Consider the following 23,939-nt stretch of genomic DNA (forward strand, 5'->3'; position numbering starts at 1 on the left):
AATGCTGCGCAGCCCATTGTGCAGCATCCAAATACGATCAAGGAGGGGTTTATCTATGCCCGAAAAGAAAAAGACCGCAGCGGCTGCTCCTGCTGTGGAAGCTCCTGCCGCTGAGGCCAAGGAGTCTAAGACCCGTAAATCTGCCAAGGCCCCTGCACGCCGCGGCCGTCCCCCGCTTGCACCGGAGCTGTATGTGGAGTTCAGCGGCAAGCAGTATAACGTGACCGATATCATTGACCGCGCCAAGGCCGATTACCGCGCTACCCACAAGGTTGGCGTGCAGTCCTGCAAGGTATACGTCAAGCCCGAGGAAGACGCCGCCTATTACGTGATCAACAAAGTCTCCGGCAAGCTGGAGCTGTAACTTTTCCTGTCTTCTTTTCTCCTGCTGCAAAGCACTCCGCACCTGTTTTGCGGCAGGTTGTCCGTTCCCACACAAGGCTCCATTTTAAACCGTAAAAAAGCTGCCCTGCATCCAAAAATGCAAGGCAGCTTTTCATTTTACATCAAACCATCTTTTCCAGAACGGATAATGCTGGATCACGGGGTCCGGGTCCGGGATCTCGAACACATAGCGCTCGGTAGCGTTGATCACGGTGGTCTTGCCGCGGGTGCACACGCGCGGCAGCTTTGCATCATAGTTCAGGTGCACATGGCCGTGCACGAACCACTGCGGCTCGTATTCATCCATCAGATCATTGAAGCACGCAAAGCCCTTGTGAGCACGATCCGTGCTGTCGTTCAGGCCAGCCGCCGGGGAGTGGGTGAGCAGCAGGTCGATGCCGCCCACATGATGGGCCTTGCGCCAGAGTTTGCGCACACGGCGGCGCATTTCCCTTTCCGTATACTGGAAGCTGTCCTCCCGGTTATTGTAGCGGATGCTGCCGCCCAGTCCCATAATGCGCAGGCCCTTCCACACATACACGCTGTCGTCCACACAAATGCATCCGCCAGGTTCATTTTCCCTGTAACTGCCGTCGTGGTTGCCGTGGACATACAAGATGGGCGCAGCCGTAAAGTTCGTAAGATATTCCAGATACTTCTGCGGCAGATCCCCGCAGGAAAGGATCAGGTCGATGCCTTCCAGATGTTCGCGGGTACCGTAGTCCCACAGTGCTTTAGAGGGCACATCCGAAATTGCAAGAATTTTCACATCGGTTTGCTCCGTTCTCTCTCGGCCTGAGGGCCGCTTATTTCACAAACCCTTTCAGGGTATTGAGGCCGTTGATTGCCATAAGCACATGCGTTTTTACATCCAGTTCATCGTAGTGCGGCAGCGCACCTTCCACGCATTCGTCCAGCCAGTCCATCTCCATCAATTCCTTGGGACTGTAGACCACGGCCTCCGGCGAGTGCAGCACATGCCCCTGCGCGTACAGGTCTTCCGGGAAGATGCGCAGGTCATCCTCGTGCAGCATCTTTTCCATCAGGTCCAGCAGCTGTAAAGTGCCTGCAGGCAGGTCTTTGCTGTAATCGATTTCCTCTGCGCCGCTGCGCATGCCCCACCAGTAATTCACGGCTCTGGCTCCCGCTGCATCGCTGTCCCATGCACCGTCAAAAATGGAACGCACAATCTCGATATAAAACGTATCCCACCGCCACACGGGCAGGCCCAGCGGCTGCAAACTGCCGTCCGGCATGCGGCGCACAAGGCCGTAATCCCGGTGGGTGCCTTCCGGCTCGCGGTTATCCCGGGCATAGAAGATCTCCACATCCGGCCGGTCGGAGAAATCCAGCGGGTGTGCCGGGTCCGGCAGGCAGGCCCAGCGCAGCACCACCTTTGCGTCCGGGCGCACGGTCTTCAGGCCCTGCGCATAGGCGTTTACTGCCGCCGGGATGCCATACACCGGGTTTGCCGCCACATAGCCCACGCGGTCGGTCCTTGCCATCACGCCGGCCAGCATTCCCAGCAGATAGGTCACTTCATACGTGCGGGGATAGTAGGTGCGCACCAGCGGGTGCGGCGCGTTGAGCGAACAGTTCAGGATGCGGGTCTTGGGGTGCTGGGCCGCCACCTTCAGGCAGGCGGTATGCATCCGGGCACTTGAGGTGAACACCACGTCGGCATTGTCGTGGGCCACATCCTCCAGCACCTGCTCCGCGTCCACCTCAGGCTCGATGTTCTCTTTGCGGGTGATGAATACCCGGTCCGGGAACGCCTGCTGCAGCGCTTCGATGCCCTTGTCGTGGGCACGCACCCATGCGCTGCTCTCGGCATTGTGCTCGTGCAGGAACACCACCTTCAGCTCGCTGGGCTTTGTAAAGATGTTCAGCTTTGCCAGCAGCGGTTCGCCTGGGCCCTGCTTCGGCTCCAGCGAAAGGGCCACGGCCTGCGGCTCGGTGAGCACCTTCACCTCATCCCACAGCTTTTCCAGATTCTGCTTCATCTGGCTGGGCGTACTCTCGCAGGCATCCGCGTAACGGTAGACCGACAGATACACCAGCATGGCATCGCCGGCAGTCAAATTCAGTCCGCCGCCGCCCAGAGCCAGAAACTGCTGGCGGAACATGGTATAGAAGGAGGAAAAGCTCAGCCGGTCATCATCCGTCCAGCTTTCACCGCTGGCCTTGCACACCAGCGTCTGCAATTTTGCGTAACCCCCCAGACGGGAGAAATGCACATCGTTGACCTTGGAGAGCTTGTAAAAATCCAGAAATTCGTAGTAGATACGGTTTTCCAGACTGTCGTTCCGTTCCGGGACGAGCCGCGTGACCGTGCCCGCGATCCTGACCGCATCAAAATACTTGAGCACCGATACCCGCTTGTTGCCTTCCTGCACATAGAATTTGTTCAGGAACTCGTAGGCGATGATGGGGGTGTGGATGCCCTCTTCCAGATGTGCATCGCAGAGGTTTGACCACTTGCCTGCAAACTCGGTGTCCGGCTCCAGCAGGGGCATAAAGTTCGGTGCAAAGGCGGTGTGACGGCCGCTGGTCTTTGTGCCGACGATGCTTTCCGCCGGGATCTCCACAAGGCCCAGCGGCTCCTGCGCCACGATGTTCACATTGACCAGAATATCGTCCAGCACCGCAAGATACGGCGACTGGCCGCGCGCCACACAGGCACGGTAAGCACGCTGGCCGCTCTTCAGTGCGTTCTTGTAATCTTCCAGCATAGTTGCTCCTTTTTCTCAGCTGCAATGCGCTGCAGCCAGCTGCCGCAGCGTCCTTCTTTAGTATACCATGAAATTTGATTTTATGGGAGGATTTTCCGCACAAAAGAGTTGATTTATCCTGCAGTTTCAGGTACGATAATAGAAAGCAAACAATGATAGGAGCATTCTTTCCATGCAGACCGAACAGATCCCCGTACTCAAGGCCGACGAATATCCCGGCGGCATCTGGTATTACGAGCCGCATACATATCAGCCTTACCGTTACGTACTGGGCCGCGTTGGCACCCACCCGCTGGTATGCATTGGCATCAACCCCAGCACCGCCCAGCCCGGCGCACTGGACCCCACCCTGAAAAGCGTGGAGCGCCTTGCCGCCGCCAACGGCTTTGACAGCTGGATCATGTTCAACGTGTATCCCCAGCGCGCCACCGACCCTAACGATATGGACCGTGTGCCGGACCGCGCCCTGTGTGACGAAAACCTGCGCTGGCTCAAAGCCGTTCTGGCCCAGACCGAACCCACCATGTGGGCAGCGTGGGGCACGCTGATCGAAAAGCGGGACTATCTGCCCGGCCTGATGCGGGAGATGGTGGCCCTGACGCGGGAGCGGGAGATCCCGTGGGTCACCTTTGGCAGGCGCAGCAAAAAGGGCCACCCCCACCACCCGCTGTACCTGCGCAAGGATTCCACCCCGGAACCCTTTGATGTGGAAAATTATCTGGACACCTGCTTTTAATTTTTCAGGTGCCCGATGCGGAGGGATCTTTTTTGACCGCAGAACATTATCACGCCCTGCACAGCTGGATGGATGCCCACCCCACAGCCAAGCGCTGTGTGGTGGCACTGGACCGCTGGCTGCCGCTCATCCCTTTTGTATGTTATCCGGTGCTGCTCTGCCTGCTGAACGTCCGGCTGTTTCGGCTGCTGGGCAGTCAGCGTCAGGCCGCGCTGGACCTCACCGCCGTCATTGCGCGGACGGTGTTCGTGCCGGGGCTTACCTTCTGGGGCGGCACCATCCTGCGGGACAGGCTGAACCTGCCGCGTCCCTATGAACAGCCCGGCTTTGAACCGCTGCGGCACAAGGAGACCCGGGGACACTCCTTCCCATCCCGCCACGCGCTGAGCGCTTCCGTGCTGGCCATGGTATGGATGTATTTCTACCCGAAGGCGGGCTGGGTGATGGTGGGCATCACGGTGCTCATCTGTGTTGGCCGTGTGCTGACCGGCGTGCACCATATCCGCGATGTCGTGGGCGGAGCCGCGCTTGGCTTTGCTTTGGGCTTTGCGGGCATGTGGCTGCTGTAAAGCAGTGCTTTGCGGGCTTTGAAAAAAGAAAAAAGATTTTTGCATTTTTTGCTTGACAGAATGGGGCCTGTATGGTATTATACTTCTCGCAGCGTGTGCCGACACACAGCTGCCGCCATAATGGAACCCATGGGATTACAACGTGCGCCCGTAGCTCAGGTGGATAGAGCAACTGCCTTCTAAGCAGTGGGCCGGGGGTTCGAGTCCCTTCGGGCGCATCTATGTGGTGCCCATAGCGTAGTCGGTTAACGCGCCAGATTGTGGATCTGGAGACCGTGGGTTCGAGTCCCACTGGGCACCCCACCAAAAATCCGCTGATGCTTTGCATCGGCGGATTTTTTTATTTGGTGGGGTATCCCAGTGGGGCTCGAACAAGGCGGCTCTGACGCATCAGCGGCAGAGCAACCAACAGCCCAGTGGGCTGTTGGTTAGCCTGCGGGTTCCAATCAGTAGGAATGTCTACCAAGACAAATGCTGTGCTGATGCTTTGCATCGGCGGATTTTTTTATTTGGTGGGGTATCCCAGTGGGACTCGAACAGCACGCCATTATTTTCTGCTAAAAAAGCATGTGCAGAACACCTCTGGCCGGAACGGCTCCTGTGTGCTCTGCACATGCTTTTTATTGTTTGGTATCCACCCGAACGGTCAGCGCCTCATCTGCTGCAGGATCTGTGCGATCTCTGCGCTGGAATAGCCATCCTGCCGCAGTGCGGTGCTGATGCTGGTATCGCTCTTGCCCTGGCTGCGCATCAGCATGGCCATGTAGGGCACCGTCACATTCCGGGAGGTGTCACTGCCCAGACGGGTGGCAGTGCCCGTGCTGCGGTTGGCTGTACCGGAGGACGTACTGCCCGTGCCAGTGCCGCCAGTCTTACTGCCTGCCGCCGTGCTGCCAGCGCGGCTTGCTTTCTGCGCTGCATTGGACTTTTTCAGGTTCCACTCGCCCAGTGCGATGTTCAGCTTCTGGCTTGTGACATCGTTGTTGAATTTCTGCTGGTTGAGTTTGTCCTGATACTCCCGCTCGCTCGTCTCGTTCTCGTAGCGCTGCTGGTTCAGGCTGTCCTGATACTGACGCTCCTGCAGCTGCTGGTTCCACTGAGTGTCCGCACGGTTTGCCTCGTACTGACGGTTGCCGGAGTAGATGTTGTAGCCGGTATTCAGCAGGCCGCTCAGCATGGAGCCAACGCCCGTGGTGCCGCTGAGAACGATCTGCACCGCATCGCCCAGCACACCCAGCACGGTCATCACATTGCTGAACACCTGCTGGCGGCGTGCTGCCTGCTGCTGTTCCTGCGCGGAGTAATAATCGTGCAGGGTGCCCAGCTGGCTCAGATAATCCTGATACGCGCTGTAGTCCTGCGCATAGGCGTTGTTGTATGCTTCGCCCTTCTGCTGCAGCTGAGTGTAGTAGTCCGAGAGCTTGTTGTTGTACTGCTGCTGGGCATCCTGTTCGCTGTTGTTCAGCTGATCCAGCTGGCTCACCAGCTCGTTGCCGCCGCTGGTATACGTATCCAGTGCCAGACTGTACAGCGTGGGGATGGCGCTGCTCAGCGCACCGATCTGCTGCTGATACGCCTGCTGGGCGGCGCTCGTGGCATAGCTGGAGCCATAACCGCCGGTCAGGGCTGCAGCCTGCGCCGCAGCATCTGCGCTGGCGTTGTGGGCGTTCTGCAAATAGTTCTGCTCGTACTGGCGGTAGAGCGGATCCTTGGTGTAGCTGTACTGGAAGCTCTCACGCTGCAGCAGCTGGTTCAAAAGCTGATCGATCCGCTCCTGATAGCTGCTCTGATAATCGCCCGGGCGGTTTGCCTGCCACTCCTTCAGCGCATTTGCAGCATCCGTCACGGTCTGGCTGGGCTTGTAGCTGGAATTTGCCAGCGCGTTTTCCACCTCCGAGCGGCTGTCCAGTCCCGCTGCCGAATAGCCGCTCTGCACGGCAGGCTGGCCGCTGCCCTCCGTCTGCGCCTGCACAGCGGCAAGCGCTTCGTCCTTTTTCTTTCTGTTTGCCATATATGATCCTTTCCTTATAAATTCTGCAGTTTCGTGCGCATCTCGTCGGACATGTTCTCAACGTCCAGATTGCTCAGCACATACTGCAGCTGTTCCTGCATCTGGTACAGGTAGCTGCGCAGGGCGCGGGCATCCTCCGGGTCCATGTTCTCGCTGAGCTTGGGCAGGCCGATCTTGTTAATGCCCATCACGCTTGCCATTCGTCACACCTCCCCGCCTGCAATGCCGCCCTTGGCAGCGGCCATTGTTTTTGCAATGCTGCGCAGGGTGATCTGTCCCCTGCCCTTCAGGCGCAGCCGCAGGGTGCCGTGCCTCCGGGGCACGAACGGCAGATCAAAGCTGCGCCGCTTGTCCTGTGCTGTCAGGCTTGCCACCGTCTCCCATGGGCCGCCGTCATAGCTGGCGGCCACCTCCACCGTACTGCTGCACTCGGCATCCAGCCGCAGCGTCAGTCGGGAAAGATACCGGTCCTCGGCCCCGTCCAGCCCAATGTCACCAGTGGTCAGCTCAAAGTTCAGCTTTTCCTCCACACCGTCGGTGGCCTGCCAGTCCGCTTCGCGGCTGGGATCTGCGGCCCACAGTGCCTGCCCGTCCCACAGATAAAGCTGTCCGCCGGTGCTGGTCATCTCGTAGGAGCACACGTTTTCTTCGCTCCAGAGCGCGCGCTCGGTATCGTACACCAGCAGCCTTGCCGTATTTTCGCCTGCCGCCGTGCGGGCCACATGCAGGTAATAGCGGCCATCCAGCGCACTGCCCACCGCGCTCTGCACATTGGCCAGTCGGCCCGAATCCAATGCGCCGGACACTTTTGTTGGAATGCTGCCGTCCCATGCCATCACACCGTCCGGCGAAAGATAATAGAGCGTCTCGTTCAGCACACACAGGCTGCGCGCCGCGTTTTTGGCAACGCCCCGGCAGCGCAGCGAGGTGAGCTGAAAATCCGAAGGCTTGGAGCCATAGAGCTTGTGCAGTGTGTTCTCCTTAAAGAACAGCGCATAGCCCATGCATGTGGCGGCACCGGTAAACGCACCATCGCTGCCCACCGTCACTGCGTAGCTGTCTGCCGCAATGCCCCGGTAGGAAAACCAGTTGGTGGGGTCGCCTAAGCGGCAGGCATAGATCACGTTTTCCTTGCTGCTGCAGCCCCATACCCGGTTGTCGCACTCGGTAACGTAGTCCAGATCCGGCACGCGGCGTTCCATCCGCACCGGCGTGCTCACCGCAAAGCTGCGTGTCTCCTTGCCGTCCAGGCTGGTCCACTGGGCGCTCTCGGCGCTCTGCACCAGCGTGCCGTAAACATGATCTCCCTCCGGGCTTACCCGCACGCGCAGCCCGTTTTCCAGCACATCGTAAACTACCAGATCCCCGTCCAGCTTTGTCCACATGCCAGCCTGCTGTGCTGCCGTGCCCTGCACGGTCACGGTGTCCCACTGGGCAAATAGCCTCTGCGCGCCCGCCGCTGTGATGCGGCAGTATTCCAGCGGCACTGCCGTCCAGCTGCCGGAGGATGCGCTGTACTCTTCCAGTGTGCTGGTGCTGGCCCATGGGTGCTCCTCGTCCTCCACCTTCAAAAAGAGCTGTCCGTCTGCAGGCTTCTCCGGTTCCTCCTTGCCGTAACCGCTCACCTCGTAGGCCTTGCCTGCGGCATCGCAGGGTGCAAACTGCACGCTCTGTCCCTCTGCCTGCCATACAGCTCCCAGTGCCGAAACACTTCCGTCCGCTGTATCAAAGGCTACCTTGTCCGGGAAGATCAGGATTTTTGTACCAATGCCCACCAGTGCCTTTTTGCCGTCGGTCACTGCCTCGGTGCAGGTCACCGGGTTCGCGCCGTCGGCATCCGGCGTGTAGATCAGATCCTTCCCGCAGACGGTCAGCAGCCCGTTCAGGTGATACATGCCGTTCAGCCCGGTCAACTCCCTCAGCTTGCGGCGCGGCTTGCGGGTGCTCAGCGCCGGGAAATCCCGGGCAGAAAAATTCACGCCCGCGCTGTACTCTGCTTCCGAGCAGGCATAGGTCTCGTTCAGCCCGCCGAATACCCGCACAAGACTGCGGCTGTTCTGCAGCTTCGCTCTGTTTGCCAGAACCATGCTCTCACCTCCTTACCAGCGCCACTGGGCACCCGTCAGGGTCGGGTAGCTGCGCCGCAGCCACGCCGCCAGATCTGCCAGCAGACTGTTGTACTGGGCCTGCTCCCCGACGTAGCGGTCGGTCTCACCAAGGGCCGCATCGGTCATGGCACACAGATAATGCGGATACAGCGCATCAAAAGGTGCCGGTGCCAGCAGCACATCGTCGTCCTGCAGGCTGTCGTCCCATGCAAGGTCTGCGCCCACATCGTCGTATGCATCTGTGATGCTGTTTTTAAAAAAGCGTTCCCGCAGCATCGCGTCTGCTTCCTTCAGCCACGCCTGCCGGGTGGCCAGCGCAATGCGGCTGCCCGGGCGCAGCTCTTCGGCGCGTTCCAGCGCCTGTCCTACGGTCATATACTCACTCTCCTTTTTATAAAGGCCCGGCCGGGCAGGCTCCCCAGCCGGGCTTTTTGTCTGTTTCGGGTTTACTGGGCGGCGTTCTCTGCCGCCGTAATGCGGGCGGCGGTCAGCTCATCCTGCATCTGGCTGTGCTCCAGCACCTCGGCCACTTCGGGCGGCACTTCCACCTCCACGCCGCGGCGGATCTTATAGTTCACACCGTTCACGCTGACGAACAGATCGCCCTTGTAGCGGCTGTTATCCTTGAACAGCCGGATGCGCACATTTTTCTTTTCAGCCATGGCTCACGCCTCCTCAGTTTGCAGCAGCGGTGGCGGAATAGCTGGACGCACTTTCAATGCGCACCATGTACTGCTCCACCAGACGCTCTGCCGCACGCATGCCCTTCCAGCCCACGGAAGCGCGCTGGTTCAGCGGGTCGTCGCCGTAGCCCAGCTGCTTGACGATGTGCTCCAGACCGCCGCCTTCCAGCTCGGTCACGCCGTAGGCGTGGGCACCCAGCACCAGCGTGCCGAACACAGCCAGACCGTCCGGGCAGGTGGAATCCTTCCAGATCTTGGCCTCGCTGGTCTCGATGAAGCGGATGTTGCCCAGCTTGCCGATCTCGCCGCGGAACATGGTGTCCGGGTCGGCGTACTTGTGCACCTCAATGAACTCCTTGCTGGTCTTCAGGTCGTAGGCAGCGTAGGGGTGGATGATGGCAATGTAGCTGTCGCCGATGGGGTCGGCGTTCATCGCGCCCAGCTGTGCCGCCGCCTGAAAGAACAGCTTCGGGGTCAGAGTGCAGGTCTTGTCCAGTGCCTTGCGGCTGGCAACGGCAGTCTCGGTGCCGTCTGCGGCCAGCTTGGGCGCATAGATCACATTGGTGCCGCCCGCCAGCACATCGCGGGTAATGCTGTCCATGGTGCGGCCTGCCTGACTTGCCAGCACACGGGTGGCCTGCACCACATTGTTGTCAATGGCGGTCATCTGCAGCACGTCGGTCAGCGGAGTCCAGCCGCCGTACTGGTGCAGATCGCTGGTGATGGTGGTCACATTCAGTGCCTGACCGTTCGGAGTCACGCCCTCGGTCAGCGGAGTGGATGCCTTGGGCAGGCTGTCGTACTTGCGGAACTCAATGGTCTTGCCGCCGTTCTGGGGCACAGGGTAGTAGTCCGCAAACTGGTCGTGCACCAGACGCGGCTCTGCCTGATCGATGAGACGCTTCTCGTAGAAGGTCTTCATCTCTTTCGACATGGTAGCGGTGGTGTTCAGGTTTTCCGCAAACAGCTGGATGTTGAAATTCTTGTTCATGCTCATATTCCTTTCTCTTGTAAAATAGTCACAATTCGATCTGTGCTCCGTGGAGCACACGGCGTTCCAGTGCTTCGCGCTGGGCGCGGGTCATGCTGGCTACATCCGGGCGGACGGTAGCCGCGCCGCCGGGCCGGATGCCGTTTTCGGTGGGCCGTGCGGCCCGCTGCTGAATGCGTTCCACCACGCCCTGCTCCACAGCCTGCGCTGCAGTGCGCAGGTTTTCGTCGTAGTGGGCCAGACGGTACGCATCCCGCACCCTCATGCCGGGCAGCTGCATCAGGCGGCGCATCTCCGGGCTGCGCAGCTCGTTCTGCAGATCAAAATCCGGCTGGCTGCGGCGCATGGCCGCTTCCTCTGCCGCCCAGCGGGCATGCAGGCTGTGCACAGCAGCCTGTGTGCTGCGGGCAAAGCTGGACAGCGGCGGCAGTTCCGGGCGCTGCACAGGCAGTTCCTGCCGGGGCTTTTCCGGCTGCAGCTCTACGGTTTTCTCTGCCGAGGCCTGCGGCGCAGCGGGTACTTTTGCTTCGTCCGGCTTCATGGTGCCGGAGGCCACCGCCTGCCGGGTCTGCGCTTCGCTCAGGGCAGGGGAAGCGGCTTCTCCCTCTGCAAAGAGCTGTAGCATAAAGGCTCCCCACGGGTTGCGGCTCCCAGCGTCCACTTCGTGCCTTGAGCGGCACTCGTGTTCTGCTGGCCGCTGCCCCAGCCTCGGCTCCCTGTTTCCGCCGCAGGCGGCGGTCGCCTCCGCTGCAAACAGCTGCAGATCCATCATGCTCTCCTTTCCTCTGCGGCTCACATCTGCAAAGCGGACATTCTCCGGGTAGCGTTCGGCCAGCAGCACAAAGCAGGCTTTGGCCAGCTCAAAGGCACCACGCACCCATTCTTCGCAGGGCGCATCCACGCTCACTGCCAGACGCGGGCCGTCCGGCTCATCAAAGGCTTCGCTGTGGGCATTCTCTTCCCCGGCCAGCAGGTACACAAGGCCCTGCATCACGGTGCTTGCTCCTGCACAAACGATGTCCTGCCCGGCAGGCGCATAGCCTGCATGACCGGCAGCTTCCAGCCGGCAGCTCAGCCCGGCGGGGGTATCCATCTCGCTGTAACAAACTTTCATCATAAAATTCACCTCCTTTTTAATGGATGTCCATGGCACGTACAGCGGCGGCCACCGGCAGGGCATTGCCAAGGCCTGCCAGCTTTACCGCCTGCCCGTCCTTCTGCGCAGACGCACCGCCTGCACTGCGGGCCGGTTCGTCAGGCCCGGTGCCCTGCTGGGCGATCACCGCCGCCATCTGTGCCATCTGCTGCTGCATCCTAGCCAGCTGCTGGGCAAGGGTGCCGTTCTGCCGCACCCTCTGACGCACCTTCTCAATGCCTTCAAAGTCCATCATTTCCAGTGCCGCAAGGGCGGCATCGGCATTTTCCGGCTTGAAAAATCCCAGCTGATAGCACTCCTTGGCCGTCTCGTTCTGGGAAAGGCGGCTGAAGGTGCTCTTCTTGGCGGCGCTCACCACGATGTCAAAGATCGGCTCCCGGCTGCCCAGTTCTACGCCGCCCACGCTGCCGCCGGGCACCGCCCGCAGCGCCTGCGCCGAGAAGGGCACGAACCGGCTCTCGCCGCTTTCGCCCACGATGCGGAATACCCGCTGCTCGTCGTAGAACTGGCGCATCAGCTCGATGATGAGATAGCACTGCTTTGCAAAAGCACGGTAGGCGCTCTTGAGCATATCGCGGCTGAGTTTGCTGCCGGCCTCCTGCAAGGCCGCAATGGCGCTGGCTGCGGTCACACCTCCGGCAGTGCCGCCCTGCGTCATGTCCCGGTTGCCGCTGATCTCCTTCAGCTCTTCAATGCGGCTCTGGCGGTAACTCAGGCTGTTGCCCTGCAGGCCCGCCGTCTGCAGCGGACGGAAACTGTCGTCGTTGAGCCGTCCCACCACATGCACGATGTCCCGGCTGAAATCGGCCAGCTCTTCCTCGTTGACCCCTGCCGTGTCGCTGAGCACATACCGCTGCTTTGCACTCAGCAGCACGTTCTCGTCCATGGCATGGTTCATCTTGTCAATGGCGGTCTGGCAGTCCTTCATCACATCGATGTAGCCAAAGCCCGCCGGACTGTCCTCCTCCACGAACAGCGGGTCAAATACAAAGGGGTACTGCCCGTGGTCGTACAGGCCGCTTTCTGCCAGCGCCGGGTCGTTCTGGCTGGCGTACAGCACCACGCCGTTGCAGAACTTGCAGTAGTGCAGCACCATGCGCCCCGTTTCATCCGGGCGCTTGTAGTACCAGTCCACCACCACGCTCTTGGAGCTGGTGTCCTGCCCTTCATCGTGGATGTACCGGGGCACGTCCAGCACGCTGGCGGTGTGTCCTGCCAGCTGCGGGTACTGCGCGCACAGCCGGGCCGTGTCCTCAAGGCTCAGGCTGAAAAAGTCCGGCGATGCCTGAATATCCGCCACGCCCGGCTCCCAGTAGAGCATCAGCAGGTTCACGCTGCGCACCGCAATGTCGCCAATGCCGCCGCGCATTGCAGGGTCCCAGAAGATACCGGTCACGCCGGTGCCCTGTTTGAGCTTGCGCCACCAGCAGTCGCTGTACACCTGCTCGTAGTCGGCCTGTTCCAGCACCACCGGCAAAACGCTGGAAAGTGCCCGTGCGGTGTCCTCGTCATCTGCCTCTCGGGGCAGCACGTTCGGTTCCGGGTAGTTGTCCATGGCATCGGCGTGCTTGTTGGCAATGCTGTTGAACAGCCACCCGCTGGAAGGCTGGGCCTTGCCGGGCATCATGGGGTTCTGGTAGTTCTTCCAATGGCCCATGCGGAACCACAGCTCGTTATCCACAATACGCTTGTCCAGCGCGGCCTTGCCCGCCTTGTACCGCTGCAAGGTCTGCATGGCCTCGGCCACCTGTGCTTCACCCACGGGCAAAGCTTCGTTCTCGTAATCGTCCATTGCGTTTCTCCTTTAAATTCTGTAAAATCTTGCCCGCTTGTGCAGGTTCAGCGGGTCGTCGGGCATGGGCGGCGCAGCACAGCGCACCGGCGGGCTGATAGGGTTCTCCATCAGCACATAGCGGCACTCGTCGTAAATGTGATCCTCCTGCCGGGTGTCGATGTCCTCCACGTTGCTTTCGTCGTACACAAGGTTCGGGATCGTGCGGATAAAGTGCTTGCAGGTATTGAACACCTGAAACATCGGCCTGCCGTCCGCATCAAAATTCAGCCGGTAGTGGAACTGCATCTTGCCCGCAAGCCGGGTGTTGTCGCCGGGGGACCAGCGCAGGAAGTTCGGGCTGCGCTCCATCATAGCGGCAATGCTCTCGCCGCGGCTCTCATCAAAGATGGCCGGATCGGCAATGCCGTGGATCACCCTGCCGCGCAAAAGCGGATCGTTCTGCTCTGCCTCCCGGATGCGCCGAGCCTGTTCCACCGGGTCGATGCGCAGGCCCTCGTTCGGCCTGCCGGTGCAGCCGTACAGCTCCTTGATGCGGTACAGTCGCCCCTCCTCGTCCGCTGCGTACCACCCCACCGAGAACGGCTTGGAAAAGCCAAAGTCGAACCCGCGGTAGAGCTGCCAGTGCTTCGGGATGGTGAACGGTGCGATCACATGGGTCCAGCGCTGGTCTTCGTAGCGGGCCGGGTCGTTGCGCCATTCGGTAAACACCTGCCCGGAAAAGCTGTCCCAGCTGCCGTAGAGCAGCGCCTGCTTTTCTGCTTCCGGCATACTGGCAAGGCTTGCAAGGTAGCCGGGGTCGTTTGCCAGCAGGGCGGGGTTATCAAAAATGCTGGAAGGGATGAACACCCGCGAGCGCTGCAGCTTCTGTTCGGTGCCGTCCGGCAGCTTTACCGTGTATTCCTCGGTGATAGGCGTGCCGGGCGGTGCGGGCGTGATGAACCGTGCCTTCACCCACCCGTGGCCGATGCCGCCGGGATTGGTGGTGGCCCGCATGTACACCCGGGTGCCCGGGCCGGTGGGACGGTTGCGGCTCATCATGTAGCTGTACTCTTCCCATTCAAAGTGGGTCAGCTCGTCAAAGCCGATAAAATCGAAGGCCTTGCCCTGATAATTGGTACGATCCTTGGTGTACTGCATGGAGCCAAAGTAAATTTTTGCCCCGCTGGGGAAGTTCCACACATGGGCCGTGGCGTTGTACTGTGCCTGCGGGAACGCCCTGTGGTAGTACACCTGGCTCTTGTCCACCAGATCAGAAAGCTGCGGGTAGGTCTTGCGCAGGATCAGCGCCCGGTAGTGCGGAATGTGCACCTGCCGCAGCGCTTCGATCACCAGCGCGTCGCTCTTGCCGCCGCCTGCTGCACCGCCGTACAGCGCTTCCGGTTCCGGGCGGCTCATAAATTCGGCCTGCCGCGGCTGGGGCCTCCAGACCACCGGCACTCTTGCTTGTACAATGCTCATGGTTCTTCCTCCACCGTCGGCAGCAGCACCACGCCGCACTCCGCTCCTTCTGCCTGTGCCCCCTGATCGTTCAGGGTCTTGGCTACACCGGCCAGATCCTTGAGCACCGCCGTGGCCTCCTTGAGGTCTTTCATGGTGCCTGCTCCCGATGCGCCTTCCTTTTTTGCCGCCTTCTGCCGGGCATTCAGTTCCCGCACCTGCTGTGCCAGCAGGGTGCTCAGGGTGTCCGTGGCTCGGCTCAGGCTGGCCAGCCCTCTGGCCTGTTTTGTCTGCCCCATGGTGTTGGGTATCAGCTCCTTTCCGCCCTGGTGTGCTGGGCTATGGCAAAAGGATACCACTGGTGCTGCTTTCACAACAGTGTGCACTTTTACAGGGCCATAGTGTATATTTTAAATCAAAGAATCCGATTCGTATACTTTTGTCCCTTGTAATTCATCGCTGTTTCGTATCTTTTCAAAAGCAGTGTTTTTTCTCCATCAAAATTTGTGGCAGACCCGCAGAAAACCTTCAAAGTCATACTCATTTGCGATTTTTGGACAGAAAATGAAAAAAGTGTGTTTATTCTGTGGACAAATGCTTTTGTAAAATGTTACAATAGGTTCTGTTCTTTCTCGTCCCACGCACGGACGGGATGTTTTATCTGAATCAGGAGGTTCCTCATGTTAGAAAACATCTTTCATCTGAAGGAGAACCACACCGATGTCAAGACCGAGATCATGGCAGGTATCACCACCTTCATGACCATGGCTTACATCCTTGCGGTCAATCCCAACATCCTTTCTGCTTCCGGCATGGATTCGGAAGCCGTTCTGATCGCCACCGCGCTGGCATCCTTTGTTGGCACTGCGCTTATGGCTCTGCTTGCCAACTATCCGTTTGCACTGGCACCCGGCATGGGCCTGAACGCCTACTTCTCCTACACGGTCGTTCTCACCATGGGCTACAGCTGGCAGTTGGCCCTGATGGCCGTCTTTGTAGAGGGCATCATCTTCATCGTGCTGTCCCTCACCAATGTCCGTGAGGGCATCTTCAATGCCATCCCCATGACCCTGAAGAGCGCCGTCAGCGTGGGCATCGGCCTGTTCGTTGCTTTCGTTGGCCTGCAGAACGCAAAACTGATCGTCAACAGCGATTCCACCCTCGTCACCTACCAGCACTTCAAGGGCGACACCTTCTCCAGCGTAGGCGTGGGTGCCATTCTGGCCCTGTTGGGTATCGTGATCACCGCCGTTCTGCTGGTTAAAAAGGTCAAGGGCGGCATCCTGTACGGCATTCTTATCACCTGGGTGCTGGGCATCCTCTGCGAGATCGCCGGCATCTATGTTCCCAACCCCGACGCAGGCATGTACTCCGTCATTCCCACCGCCTTCGTCAGCTTCGACTTCTCCGCGCTGGGCAAGACCTTCGGCCAGGTATTCAAGACCGATTTCTCCGGCGTTGGCATCCTGAACTTCTTCGCCGTCATGTTCTCCTTCCTGTTCGTTGACCTGTTCGATACTCTGGGCACCCTGATCGGTGTTGCCTCCAAGGCCGACATGCTGGACGAGGACGGCAAGCTGCCCCACATCAAGGGCGCACTGATGGCCGACTCCATCGCCACCTGCGCAGGCGCTGTGCTGGGCACTTCCACCACCACCACCTTCGTCGAGAGCGCTTCCGGCGTCACCGAGGGCGGCCGCACCGGTCTGACCGCTATGACCACCGGCATCCTGTTCCTGCTGGCCACCATCTTCAGCCCGCTGTTCCTCACCATCCCGTCCTTTGCAACGGCTCCGGCCCTGATCATCGTGGGCTTCTACATGATGGGTTCCGCCGTCAAGATCGACTTCAATGACCCCAGCGAGGGCATCCCCGCCTTCCTGACCATTCTGGCCATGCCCACCGCTTACAGCATTTCCGAGGGCATCGCCATCGGCGTCATCTCCTGGACCCTGATCAATCTGGTCACCGGCAAGGCCAAGGAAAAGAAGATCAGCCCCCTGATGTATGTGCTGACCGTGCTGTTCATCCTCAAGTACGTGTTCCTCTAAGCCGCTGATCTTACCGCAAGCAAAAAAGCTCCCGTCCTGATGATGGACGGGAGCTTTTCTGCTTCCTGTGATCCGGAACAGCCTGCGCATTCGCTCCGGGCTGTCCGGCGTGGAACTATTCTTTTTTTAGCAATCGGGGTTATTTGCGCCGCGGGTGGATATGCACTTCCGGGATAGCCACGTTATCATAGTGGATCGGCTTATCTGCCGCCGGAGTGCCGTCCGCATCCGTATGATGTGCCACCTTGCCGGTATGGATTTCCGGCACGGCCACGGTTTCTTCCTCATGGGAATGCTCCCGCTTTTTTCCGAGCCACGTTTTCAGATGGTGATAAAGCGACATTGCACGTCTCCTTTCCCGGTGCGGAAGCCCGCCCGAACTGTAAAGATCAGCTTCAGATAAAATTGATGAACACCGTAATGACCAGACTGTTCAGAAAGTCCGCAAACAGACTGCCCACCAGCGGGATCAGCAGATACGCCTTGACCGAGGGCGAATATTTATCGCAGATGGCCTGCATGTTGGCCATAGCGTTGGGCGTTGCGCCCATGCCAAAGCCGCAGGTGCCGGATACGATCACCGCCGCGTCGTAATCGCGGCCCATGATGTTGAACACTACCAGCACCACATACAGGATCATGAACAGGGTCTGCCCAGCCAGCAGCACGATCAGCGGCAGGGCCAGCTCTGCCAGCTGCCACAGCTTCAGGGTGATCATGGCCATACCCAGGAACAACGAAAGGCAGATGCCGCCAATGTCATTGATCTCGCCCATATACACGGTGTAGCCGCCGCCATACTCACCCACATTGCGGATGATGGCCGCCGCGATCATGGCACCGATATAGATGGGGAAGGTCATGCCCGTCAGGCTCAGAAGTCTGGACAGCACCGTGCCGATGCCCATGGCGACGATCAACTGGAAGCTTGCCGCCGGGTACATGGTGGTGTGGCGCTCGTGCTTCATTTCTTCTTCCACCAGCAGGCTGTCATCCTCCGGTACCACCGTGGCCAGCAGGTTGTGCCGCTCAATGAGCATCTTACCGATGGGGCCACCCATCATGCTGCCTGCAATCAGGCCATAGGTGGCCGCTGCCGTACACAGGGTGGTGGCCCCCTGAATGCCAAAGTCCTCCAGCACCGGGCCAAAGGCACCGGCGGTGCCGTGACCGCCCACCATGGGGATGGAGCCGGTGCAAAGGCCCACCAGCGCATCCACGCCCAGCAGCTTTGCCAGTCCCACGGCTACAAAGTTCTGGCTGACGATCAGCACGATGACCACGCCCAGAAACACGATCATCGCTCTTCCGCCGCTTTTCAGCACCTTGAGGTTTGCCTGGAAACCCACCGAGGTGAAAAACATCACCATGCGGACTTCCTTTAGAATATCATCAAATGCAAACTCGGCAACGCCGGTCACATAGCACACACAGGTAAAAATGGCGAACAGCACGCCGCCAATGACCGGAGCCGGAATGCAGAAACGTTCCAGCACCTGCACCCTTGCCCGCAAAAATTTGCCCAGCATCAGCACCAGCACAGCAACGGCCAGTGTCTGATACATATCCAATTCGATCTTCATTGCTCTACTTTCCCTCAGTTCCCAGCCGCTTCATCGACCGTAATTCCTGCCGCCTTATAATATGCGGCCGCACCCGCATGGAACGGGATGCCAACGCCCTCTACTGCGTTTTCCTCCGGGTCCAGCGGGATGCCCAGCTGCTCTTCCAGCCCTTCCCGGCTGGAGAACAGAAGCTGTGTCAGCTGCCGCACCTGCTTTGCAGGCAGCGCGTTGCTGGCCAGCAGAACGGCTTTCACGCCCACCGTCTGCACCTTTTCCGTCTGTCCGGGATAGGTGCCTGCCGGCAGCGTAACGCTGCTGTAGGCGCTGTAAGCGCTCTGCAGACGCTGTGCTGCCGCACCGTCCACGTTCAGCAGCCGGATGCCGCACTCGCCTGCCAGAGCGGTCAGCACCGGGCTGGGCGCGCCCACTGTCATAAAGATGGCATCCACCCTGCCCGCCTTCAGCTGGGCAGCGGCATCCTCATAGTTCAGGTTTACCATGCTCACCATCTTGTCGTTCAGACCATAGGCAGATAAGATCTGCCGCGCGTTCTGCTCCGAACCAGATTCCTCCGCGCCAATGCTCACCGTCCTGCCATGCAGGTCCTCAATGGACTGGATGTCGGAATCCGCCCGCACCACCACCTGACAGGTCTCGGTGTACAGCGCCGCCACGGCACCAAAGCCCCGGCTTTCCTCCTCGTCGGCAAAGATGCCGGTCTGGTCATAGGCATCCTGCACAAGGTCTGCCTGTGCAATGGCCAGCTGCAGGTATTCGCCGGCCAGCAGACGCAGGTTCGCTGCGGAACCGGCGGTAGCCTTCAGCTCCACCTGCCCGTTATCCGTCTCATTTTCCAATGCTGCGAACCGCTCACCGAACTCCCGGTAGATGCCGCCCTCGCCAGCCACGCCGAAGCGTAGCCGTTTAACGGTCTCCACCGACGAGCATCCGCTCAGCAGCGCTGCTGCCAGCAAAGCTCCGGCCAGCACCGCCGCGAGCCATTTCTTTTTCAAGATCACCACTCCTCTTCCTGCCGCCGCAGTGCGGCAGAGCTTTTATCCTAAATTATACGCACATTGCGGATGAAATGCAATCACCTGCTGCAGAAAAGGAATGCACTTACCCTCCGAACAGCCCGAAGAAGCTGGTATGGGTCACCCCCAGCACAAGGAACAGTGCGATCAGTGCAAACAGCACTCCGATGATAATATCCATCTGGTGCACGGTCAGCGGAAAATGATCATACATCTTTTCTTTCGCATTCACAAAGTTTTTGTCGCCGTTGTTGAGCAGGCTCTTTTTTCCTTCCTCAAAATCCACCTTCTGCGCGGCCAACTCTGCCTGCTCCTGTGCAAGCTGTTCTTCCCGGGCCGCAAGGGCAGCTTCCCGCCGGGCAAGCTCCTCTGTGAACTGCTCCCTTGTTCGGTTTTCCTGTGCCATAACGTACCTCCTGATGGTGTTTTTATTATAATACCACACAAATGCAAATAAAAAAAGCGGGCCGTCTGCCCAAAAGCAGACGACCCACAGAAAAAGCTCTTACTTCTTTGCCAGATACTTGCGGATATCGATAGCCACAGCCACGATAATGACCAGGCCCTGAACGATGTAGGTGTAGGAGGAGTTCACGTTCATGAACTGCAGCGCCACCTTCATCAGCTCAAAGACCAGAACGCCGACCAGAACGCCGGGCACAGTGCCGACACCGCCGGTGGTGGAAACACCGCCGATGGTGCAGGCTGCGATGGCGTCCAGCTCATAGCCCTGTGCGGTGTTGACGGATGCGCCGCCGGACTTTGCAGCCAGCAGGCAGCCTGCCAGACCGAACATGCAGGAAGCCAGGATGTAGATGCGGATCTTGGTGGCGTTGACGTTGACACCGGCCACCTCAGCAGCAGCTTCGTTGCCGCCGATGGCGTACATGTACTTGCCGTGACGGGTCTTGTTGTACAGGAACCAGAAGCACCCGGCCACGATCAGAGCGATCCAGATCAGCACAGGCACACCGATGATGGTGTTGGAGGCCAGAGAGGTGAAGTTTTTGTTCAAAGAGCCGATGGGGGTACCGCCGGTGTACACCAGGCAGATACCGTAGACCACCTGCTGCATACCCAAGGTAGCAATGAAGGGCTGCACCTTCAGGTAGCTGACCACCAGTCCGTTGCACAGACCCACGATGGCGCAGATGGCAATGACCAGAATGAACACCACGGGGGTGGACAGGGTGGGCATATTGGGGTAGAACTTGCCGGAAGCGCCTTCGGTCTGCGCAAAAATGCAGGCCAGACATGCGGCAAAACCAGCCAGACGGCCAGCGGACAGGTCGTTACCGGTGGTGATCAGACAGCCGGAAATGCCCAGAGCGATGATGTAGCGGATGGACACGTTCTTGAACAGGTTGATCATGTTGGTGCCGGAGAAGAAGTTGGGGTGCATGATGCCAACGATCAGAGTGATGGCCAGCATCATCATAATAATGGCGTTGTTGCTGAGCCACTTGCCCACAGCCTTGCCATTCAATTTTTTGGTAGCTTCCACGATAGACAGCCTCCTTAATTACTGATTTGCCGCAGCTGCGTCAGGTGCGGTCTCGAACTGGGTAGCCAGCGCCATGATGTTTTCCTGCGTAGCGTCCTTGCCGTCGATAAAGCCGGTGATGCGGCCATCGCACATGACCATGACACGGTTGGACATACCGATGATCTCGCTCATTTCAGAGGAAATCATGATAATGCTCTTGCCCTGCTTTGCCAGATCGGCAATGATGCAGTAGATCTCGTACTTTGCACCAACGTCGATGCCGCGGGTAGGCTCGTCCAGAATGAGAACATCGGGGTTGTTGGCCAGCCAGCGGGCGATCAGCACCTTCTGCTGGTTGCCGCCGGAAAGGCTCTTGATCTGGGTCTTGGGGCTGGGCACCTTGATGGCCATTTTTTCCTTGTTGGTAGCCACCAGATCCAGGATCTTCTTGTTGTCCAGCATGATGGGACCCTTGCGCAGGGCATCCAGCGATGCAATGGAGATGTTATCCGCAACACTCAGCACACCCATGATGCCGGTGGCACGGCGGTCCTCGGTCAGCAGAGCCACGCTCTTCTGGATGGCGTCGCGGGGCTGCTTGATGTTCACCTCTTCGCCCTTGATCCACACCTTACCGGAGGTATGGGCACGCAGGCCGAAGATGCCTTCCATCAGCTCGGTGCGCTGTGCGCCCACCAGACCGGCCACGCCCAGGATCTCGCCTTTTTTGATCTCGAAGCTGCAGTGGCGGAAGGAGCGCGGATGAATGGATGTAAAGTCCTCCACCTTCATCATCACCTCGTCCGAGGGATGGTTCTCCAGCGGGGGATACAGGTTCGACAGCTCACGGCCGACCATCTTTGCAATGATCTGCTCCTTGGTCATGTTGGCAACGTCCCACTTACCGATGTACTGGCCATCGCGCATGATGGTGACTTCGTCCGCGATCACCTTGATCTCGTCCATCTTGTGGCTGATATAGACCAGTGCCACGCCCAGAGCCTTCAGCTCGCGCATGATGCGGAACAGCGACTCAACTTCGTTTGCGGTCAGCGAGGAAGTGGGCTCGTCCAGGATCAGCACCTTGCAGTTTGCGGAAACAGCCTTTGCAATTTCCACCATCTGCATCTGTGCGATGCTCAGAGAGCCAAGCTTTGCACGGGGATTGATCTCCAGCTTCAGCTTTTTCAGCAGCTCCTCCGTATCCTTGTACATTTTGGCGTGATCCACCACCGTAATAGGACCGTACTTTTTGGTGGGGTAGCGGCCCAGCCAGATGTTCTCGGCCACAGTACGTGCCGGGATCGGCTGCAGTTCCTGATGCACCATGGCAATGCCGCGGTTCAGTGCATCCAGAGGGGTGGTGATGGTAACTTTTTCGCCCTCGTATTCAATTTCGCCCTCGTCCATCTTGTAAATGCCAAACATGCATTTCATCAGTGTGGACTTACCGGCGCCGTTTTCACCCATCAGCGCCATGACCTTACCGGGGCGAAGCTCCAACTGGGCGTGATCCAGCGCTTTGACGCCGGGGAAGGTCTTGACCACGCCTTTCATTACCAGACGGTATTCTGACATTCCGCAGAGCCTCCTTGTCGTTTATTATAAGGCCGCAGAAAAACCTTTTTTCAAAACAAGGCGCGTGCGCGGAGAATATTTCTCGCACGCACGCGCTTTATAGCTTTGCTCAAGCCGTCAAGGTCCACTGCGCACCTTGCATTGTTTCAGGAAAACTTTGGTCTTACTTCACGTACTCGGAAGCGTTGTCCTTGGTCACCTTCACATAGTCGACCCAGTAGTACTGCTCGACCTTGGAGCCCTCGACGTACAGCTTGGTAGCCTCAGCAGCTGCGGTAGCCTGACCCACGTCGTCGTTCAGCACGGTACCGGTCATGTTGCCATCCAGAACGTCCTGAACAGCCTCTGCCAGAGCATCGACGCCGACCAGATAGATATCCTTGCCGACGGTGCGGCTTGCCTGCTGGATGGACTGCAGAGCGCCCAGTGCCATTGCGTCGTTGTTGCAGAAGACAACTTCGATCTTGTCGCCGTACTGAGACAGAGCGTTTGCAACGTCCTGCTGAGCGGTGGTCTGATCCCAGTTGTCCAGGTACTCGTACAGGCACTCAACTTCCTTGCCTGCATCGGTCAGGGCCTTGATGGAGTACTCGGTGCGGTACTGAGCATCGATGTTCTCGGGGTCGCCCTTGCACATAATGTAGGTGATCTTGCCGTCGCCGTTGATATCGCCCTGAGTCTCGGTCTCCAGGATCAGCTCGCCCTGATAAGTACCGGACTGACGTGCGTCAGCACCAACGTAGCAGCACTTGTCTGCGTAGGAGTCCAGAACGCTCTTGTCGGGCTCACGGTTGATGAAGACGATAGGAGTCTCAGAGGGCTTGACGGTATCAACGATGGTCTGTGCGGAAGTGGTCTGCACGGGGTTGATGACCAGCACGTCCACGCCCTGCTGCAGGAAGGTGTTGATCTGCTCGGTCTGGGTGTTCTGGTCGTTCTTGCCGTCCATGATGGTGACGGAGTAGCCCATGTCCTTCAGGTACTCTTCCAGATCGGAGCGGTACAGGGTCATGAAGTTATCAGCAAACTGATAGATGCACACGCCGATGTTTGCGGAACCGTTGGTTGCAGCAGCGCTGGAAGCAGCAGAAGATGCAGCAACAGAAGAAGCAGCAGTAGAAGTGCTGGAAGAGCCGCCGCAGGCGGTCATAGCAGCAGTTGCACCAACAACAGCAGATGCCTTCAGGAAGTCACGACGCGAAATCATTTTCATAATAATGTTCTCCTTCAATTCGTATCTCAGCATTTTCACAGGAGCAATCTTGCATGCACCTGTAATTCCTGTTCGTATTATACCCTTGCAGCACCCCACTGTTCAAGAGAACAAGTTCACAAGATTGAAGGAGTTCTTTTGTGCTATTTCAACAAATGCTTTTTGGGCTCGCCAATTTCTTTTCTCGAAACATCACAATTTTTCATACATTTGCAACCCCCCTACAAAAGCAAAAAAATTATGTCATTTTTCTCTCAAAAAGATTACAAAATGTTGCATCGTCCGGTTTTTGCAGCTTTTTCATTTCTTGTATATCTTGAAAAATATTTTCAGGAATAGTTCATCCCTGTTCTTCCGCATTTTTTCGCTTCATTTCTGCAATTTTCTGCAAATCGCCTGCCATTCCCGGT

At 58.6% G+C, this 23,939-nt stretch carries 23 protein-coding genes and 2 tRNA genes; 6 read left to right on the forward strand and 19 right to left on the reverse strand.

Annotated features, from left to right (window positions below):
• The first annotated feature begins 55 nt into the window (after window positions 1-55).
• A complete protein-coding gene (locus tag ACGHUK_RS10860; RefSeq protein WP_005944609.1) occupies window positions 56-364 on the forward strand; it encodes a DUF6465 family protein in 309 nt (102 codons plus the stop codon).
• 132 nt (window positions 365-496) lie between these two features.
• Here ACGHUK_RS10860 and ACGHUK_RS10865 read toward each other — a convergent pair whose 3' ends face one another.
• Together ACGHUK_RS10865 and ACGHUK_RS10870 are read right to left on the reverse strand one after the other, a co-directional pair.
• Window positions 497-1,153, reverse strand: coding sequence for a metallophosphoesterase family protein (locus tag ACGHUK_RS10865; protein WP_097775089.1), 657 nt, complete (start codon window positions 1,151-1,153; stop codon window positions 497-499).
• 37 nt (window positions 1,154-1,190) lie between these two features.
• On the reverse strand, window positions 1,191-3,116 hold the full coding sequence (locus ACGHUK_RS10870) for a BMP family ABC transporter substrate-binding protein (protein WP_390574300.1): 1,926 nt from the start codon (window positions 3,114-3,116) through the stop codon (window positions 1,191-1,193).
• Window positions 3,117-3,288: 172 nt separating this feature from the next.
• Between ACGHUK_RS10870 and ACGHUK_RS10875 the strand changes: the two genes are divergently transcribed.
• From ACGHUK_RS10875 to ACGHUK_RS10890, 4 genes are all read left to right on the forward strand, one after another.
• Window positions 3,289-3,852, forward strand: a complete 564-nt coding sequence (locus ACGHUK_RS10875) for a DUF1643 domain-containing protein (protein WP_005944615.1) — start codon at window positions 3,289-3,291, stop codon at window positions 3,850-3,852.
• Window positions 3,853-3,884: 32 nt separating this feature from the next.
• A complete protein-coding gene (locus ACGHUK_RS10880) occupies window positions 3,885-4,421 on the forward strand; it encodes a phosphatase PAP2 family protein (RefSeq protein ID WP_044954070.1) in 537 nt (178 codons plus the stop codon).
• 144 nt (window positions 4,422-4,565) lie between these two features.
• Window positions 4,566-4,639, forward strand: a tRNA-Arg gene (locus ACGHUK_RS10885).
• A gap of 8 nt (window positions 4,640-4,647) precedes the next feature.
• A tRNA-His gene (locus ACGHUK_RS10890) sits at window positions 4,648-4,724 on the forward strand.
• A gap of 343 nt (window positions 4,725-5,067) precedes the next feature.
• Here the strand turns inward: ACGHUK_RS10890 and ACGHUK_RS10895 are convergent.
• The 10 genes from ACGHUK_RS10895 to ACGHUK_RS10940 form a co-directional block, all read right to left on the reverse strand.
• Window positions 5,068-6,432 carry a cell envelope biogenesis protein TolA gene (locus ACGHUK_RS10895; protein WP_154256054.1) on the reverse strand — a complete coding sequence of 455 codons (1,365 nt, stop codon included), beginning with the start codon at window positions 6,430-6,432 and terminating at the stop codon, window positions 5,068-5,070.
• A 14-nt stretch (window positions 6,433-6,446) separates the two neighbouring features.
• Window positions 6,447-6,632, reverse strand: a complete 186-nt coding sequence (locus tag ACGHUK_RS10900; RefSeq protein WP_005944623.1) for a hypothetical protein — start codon at window positions 6,630-6,632, stop codon at window positions 6,447-6,449.
• Window positions 6,633-6,635: 3 nt separating this feature from the next.
• A complete protein-coding gene (locus ACGHUK_RS10905) occupies window positions 6,636-8,519 on the reverse strand; it encodes a hypothetical protein (protein ID WP_097776398.1) in 1,884 nt (627 codons plus the stop codon).
• 12 nt (window positions 8,520-8,531) lie between these two features.
• On the reverse strand, window positions 8,532-8,915 hold the full coding sequence (locus ACGHUK_RS10910) for a hypothetical protein (RefSeq protein ID WP_005944627.1): 384 nt from the start codon (window positions 8,913-8,915) through the stop codon (window positions 8,532-8,534).
• 71 nt (window positions 8,916-8,986) lie between these two features.
• Entirely contained in the window at window positions 8,987-9,202 is a 216-nt protein-coding gene (locus ACGHUK_RS10915) for a hypothetical protein (RefSeq protein WP_390574301.1), read from the reverse strand.
• 13 nt (window positions 9,203-9,215) lie between these two features.
• The gene (locus ACGHUK_RS10920) at window positions 9,216-10,220 is read right to left on the reverse strand and encodes a N4-gp56 family major capsid protein (RefSeq protein WP_005944630.1); all 1,005 of its coding nucleotides are present in this window, start codon (window positions 10,218-10,220) and stop codon (window positions 9,216-9,218) included.
• Window positions 10,221-10,242: 22 nt separating this feature from the next.
• Window positions 10,243-11,331: a ribosomal-processing cysteine protease Prp gene (locus ACGHUK_RS10925; RefSeq protein ID WP_390574303.1), complete on the reverse strand. Its 1,089-nt coding sequence runs from the start codon at window positions 11,329-11,331 to the stop codon at window positions 10,243-10,245.
• 16 nt (window positions 11,332-11,347) lie between these two features.
• Window positions 11,348-13,162 carry a hypothetical protein gene (locus ACGHUK_RS10930; protein ID WP_390574305.1) on the reverse strand — a complete coding sequence of 605 codons (1,815 nt, stop codon included), beginning with the start codon at window positions 13,160-13,162 and terminating at the stop codon, window positions 11,348-11,350.
• A gap of 12 nt (window positions 13,163-13,174) precedes the next feature.
• A complete protein-coding gene (locus ACGHUK_RS10935) occupies window positions 13,175-14,623 on the reverse strand; it encodes a phage terminase large subunit (RefSeq protein WP_390574306.1) in 1,449 nt (482 codons plus the stop codon).
• A complete protein-coding gene (locus ACGHUK_RS10940; RefSeq protein ID WP_097775081.1) occupies window positions 14,620-14,901 on the reverse strand; it encodes a chemotaxis protein in 282 nt (93 codons plus the stop codon). The genes ACGHUK_RS10935 and ACGHUK_RS10940 overlap by 4 nt, the downstream gene beginning before the upstream one ends.
• A 381-nt stretch (window positions 14,902-15,282) precedes the next feature.
• Between ACGHUK_RS10940 and ACGHUK_RS10945 the strand changes: the two genes are divergently transcribed.
• On the forward strand, window positions 15,283-16,653 hold the full coding sequence (locus ACGHUK_RS10945; RefSeq protein WP_005944641.1) for an NCS2 family permease: 1,371 nt from the start codon (window positions 15,283-15,285) through the stop codon (window positions 16,651-16,653).
• A gap of 139 nt (window positions 16,654-16,792) precedes the next feature.
• Here the strand turns inward: ACGHUK_RS10945 and ACGHUK_RS10950 are convergent, their stop codons facing one another.
• The 7 genes from ACGHUK_RS10950 to ACGHUK_RS10980 all read right to left on the reverse strand — a co-directional run bounded on the left by ACGHUK_RS10950 (window position 16,793) and on the right by ACGHUK_RS10980 (window position 23,529).
• Window positions 16,793-16,996 carry a hypothetical protein gene (locus tag ACGHUK_RS10950; protein ID WP_005944644.1) on the reverse strand — a complete coding sequence of 68 codons (204 nt, stop codon included), beginning with the start codon at window positions 16,994-16,996 and terminating at the stop codon, window positions 16,793-16,795.
• A gap of 52 nt (window positions 16,997-17,048) precedes the next feature.
• The gene (gltS, locus tag ACGHUK_RS10955) at window positions 17,049-18,236 is read right to left on the reverse strand and encodes a sodium/glutamate symporter (RefSeq protein WP_390574307.1); all 1,188 of its coding nucleotides are present in this window, start codon (window positions 18,234-18,236) and stop codon (window positions 17,049-17,051) included.
• A gap of 14 nt (window positions 18,237-18,250) precedes the next feature.
• A complete protein-coding gene (locus tag ACGHUK_RS10960; RefSeq protein ID WP_242959987.1) occupies window positions 18,251-19,237 on the reverse strand; it encodes a TAXI family TRAP transporter solute-binding subunit in 987 nt (328 codons plus the stop codon).
• A gap of 100 nt (window positions 19,238-19,337) precedes the next feature.
• A complete protein-coding gene (locus ACGHUK_RS10965; protein WP_291014248.1) occupies window positions 19,338-19,658 on the reverse strand; it encodes a hypothetical protein in 321 nt (106 codons plus the stop codon).
• A 99-nt stretch (window positions 19,659-19,757) separates the two neighbouring features.
• Window positions 19,758-20,756 (reverse strand): beta-methylgalactoside transporter, encoded by a 999-nt coding sequence (locus ACGHUK_RS10970; protein ID WP_291014245.1) that lies wholly within the window; start codon window positions 20,754-20,756, stop codon window positions 19,758-19,760.
• An 18-nt stretch (window positions 20,757-20,774) separates the two neighbouring features.
• Window positions 20,775-22,316 carry a sugar ABC transporter ATP-binding protein gene (locus ACGHUK_RS10975; protein ID WP_097775074.1) on the reverse strand — a complete coding sequence of 514 codons (1,542 nt, stop codon included), beginning with the start codon at window positions 22,314-22,316 and terminating at the stop codon, window positions 20,775-20,777.
• Window positions 22,317-22,479: 163 nt separating this feature from the next.
• Window positions 22,480-23,529 (reverse strand): substrate-binding domain-containing protein, encoded by a 1,050-nt coding sequence (locus ACGHUK_RS10980; RefSeq protein ID WP_390574308.1) that lies wholly within the window; start codon window positions 23,527-23,529, stop codon window positions 22,480-22,482.
• Window positions 23,530-23,939 lie beyond the last annotated feature (410 nt).

Source organism: Faecalibacterium sp. i25-0019-C1 (genome assembly GCF_042854225.1).
Taxonomy (GTDB): Bacteria; Bacillota; Clostridia; order Oscillospirales; family Ruminococcaceae; genus Faecalibacterium; species Faecalibacterium taiwanense.

Excerpts from the sequence above, each read along its gene's own strand:
- ACGHUK_RS10950 (WP_005944644.1), bottom strand. The coding sequence starts at position 16,996 with ATGTCGCTTTATCACCATCTGAAAACGTGGCTCGGAAAAAAGCGGGAG.
- ACGHUK_RS10870 (WP_390574300.1), bottom strand. The coding sequence starts at position 3,116 with ATGCTGGAAGATTACAAGAACGCACTGAAGAGCGGCCAGCGTGCTTAC.
- ACGHUK_RS10860 (WP_005944609.1), top strand. The coding sequence starts at position 56 with ATGCCCGAAAAGAAAAAGACCGCAGCGGCTGCTCCTGCTGTGGAAGCT.
- ACGHUK_RS10965 (WP_291014248.1), bottom strand. The coding sequence starts at position 19,658 with ATGGCACAGGAAAACCGAACAAGGGAGCAGTTCACAGAGGAGCTTGCC.
- ACGHUK_RS10935 (WP_390574306.1), bottom strand. The coding sequence starts at position 14,623 with ATGAGCATTGTACAAGCAAGAGTGCCGGTGGTCTGGAGGCCCCAGCCG.
- ACGHUK_RS10895 (WP_154256054.1), bottom strand. The coding sequence starts at position 6,432 with ATGGCAAACAGAAAGAAAAAGGACGAAGCGCTTGCCGCTGTGCAGGCG.
- ACGHUK_RS10905 (WP_097776398.1), bottom strand. The coding sequence starts at position 8,519 with ATGGTTCTGGCAAACAGAGCGAAGCTGCAGAACAGCCGCAGTCTTGTG.
- ACGHUK_RS10940 (WP_097775081.1), bottom strand. The coding sequence starts at position 14,901 with ATGGGGCAGACAAAACAGGCCAGAGGGCTGGCCAGCCTGAGCCGAGCC.
- ACGHUK_RS10930 (WP_390574305.1), bottom strand. The coding sequence starts at position 13,162 with ATGGACGATTACGAGAACGAAGCTTTGCCCGTGGGTGAAGCACAGGTG.
- ACGHUK_RS10915 (WP_390574301.1), bottom strand. The coding sequence starts at position 9,202 with ATGGCTGAAAAGAAAAATGTGCGCATCCGGCTGTTCAAGGATAACAGC.
- ACGHUK_RS10945 (WP_005944641.1), top strand. The coding sequence starts at position 15,283 with ATGTTAGAAAACATCTTTCATCTGAAGGAGAACCACACCGATGTCAAG.
- gltS (WP_390574307.1), bottom strand. The coding sequence starts at position 18,236 with ATGAAGATCGAATTGGATATGTATCAGACACTGGCCGTTGCTGTGCTG.
- ACGHUK_RS10875 (WP_005944615.1), top strand. The coding sequence starts at position 3,289 with ATGCAGACCGAACAGATCCCCGTACTCAAGGCCGACGAATATCCCGGC.
- ACGHUK_RS10920 (WP_005944630.1), bottom strand. The coding sequence starts at position 10,220 with ATGAGCATGAACAAGAATTTCAACATCCAGCTGTTTGCGGAAAACCTG.
- ACGHUK_RS10980 (WP_390574308.1), bottom strand. The coding sequence starts at position 23,529 with ATGAAAATGATTTCGCGTCGTGACTTCCTGAAGGCATCTGCTGTTGTT.
- ACGHUK_RS10910 (WP_005944627.1), bottom strand. The coding sequence starts at position 8,915 with ATGACCGTAGGACAGGCGCTGGAACGCGCCGAAGAGCTGCGCCCGGGC.
- ACGHUK_RS10975 (WP_097775074.1), bottom strand. The coding sequence starts at position 22,316 with ATGTCAGAATACCGTCTGGTAATGAAAGGCGTGGTCAAGACCTTCCCC.
- ACGHUK_RS10900 (WP_005944623.1), bottom strand. The coding sequence starts at position 6,632 with ATGGCAAGCGTGATGGGCATTAACAAGATCGGCCTGCCCAAGCTCAGC.
- ACGHUK_RS10925 (WP_390574303.1), bottom strand. The coding sequence starts at position 11,331 with ATGATGAAAGTTTGTTACAGCGAGATGGATACCCCCGCCGGGCTGAGC.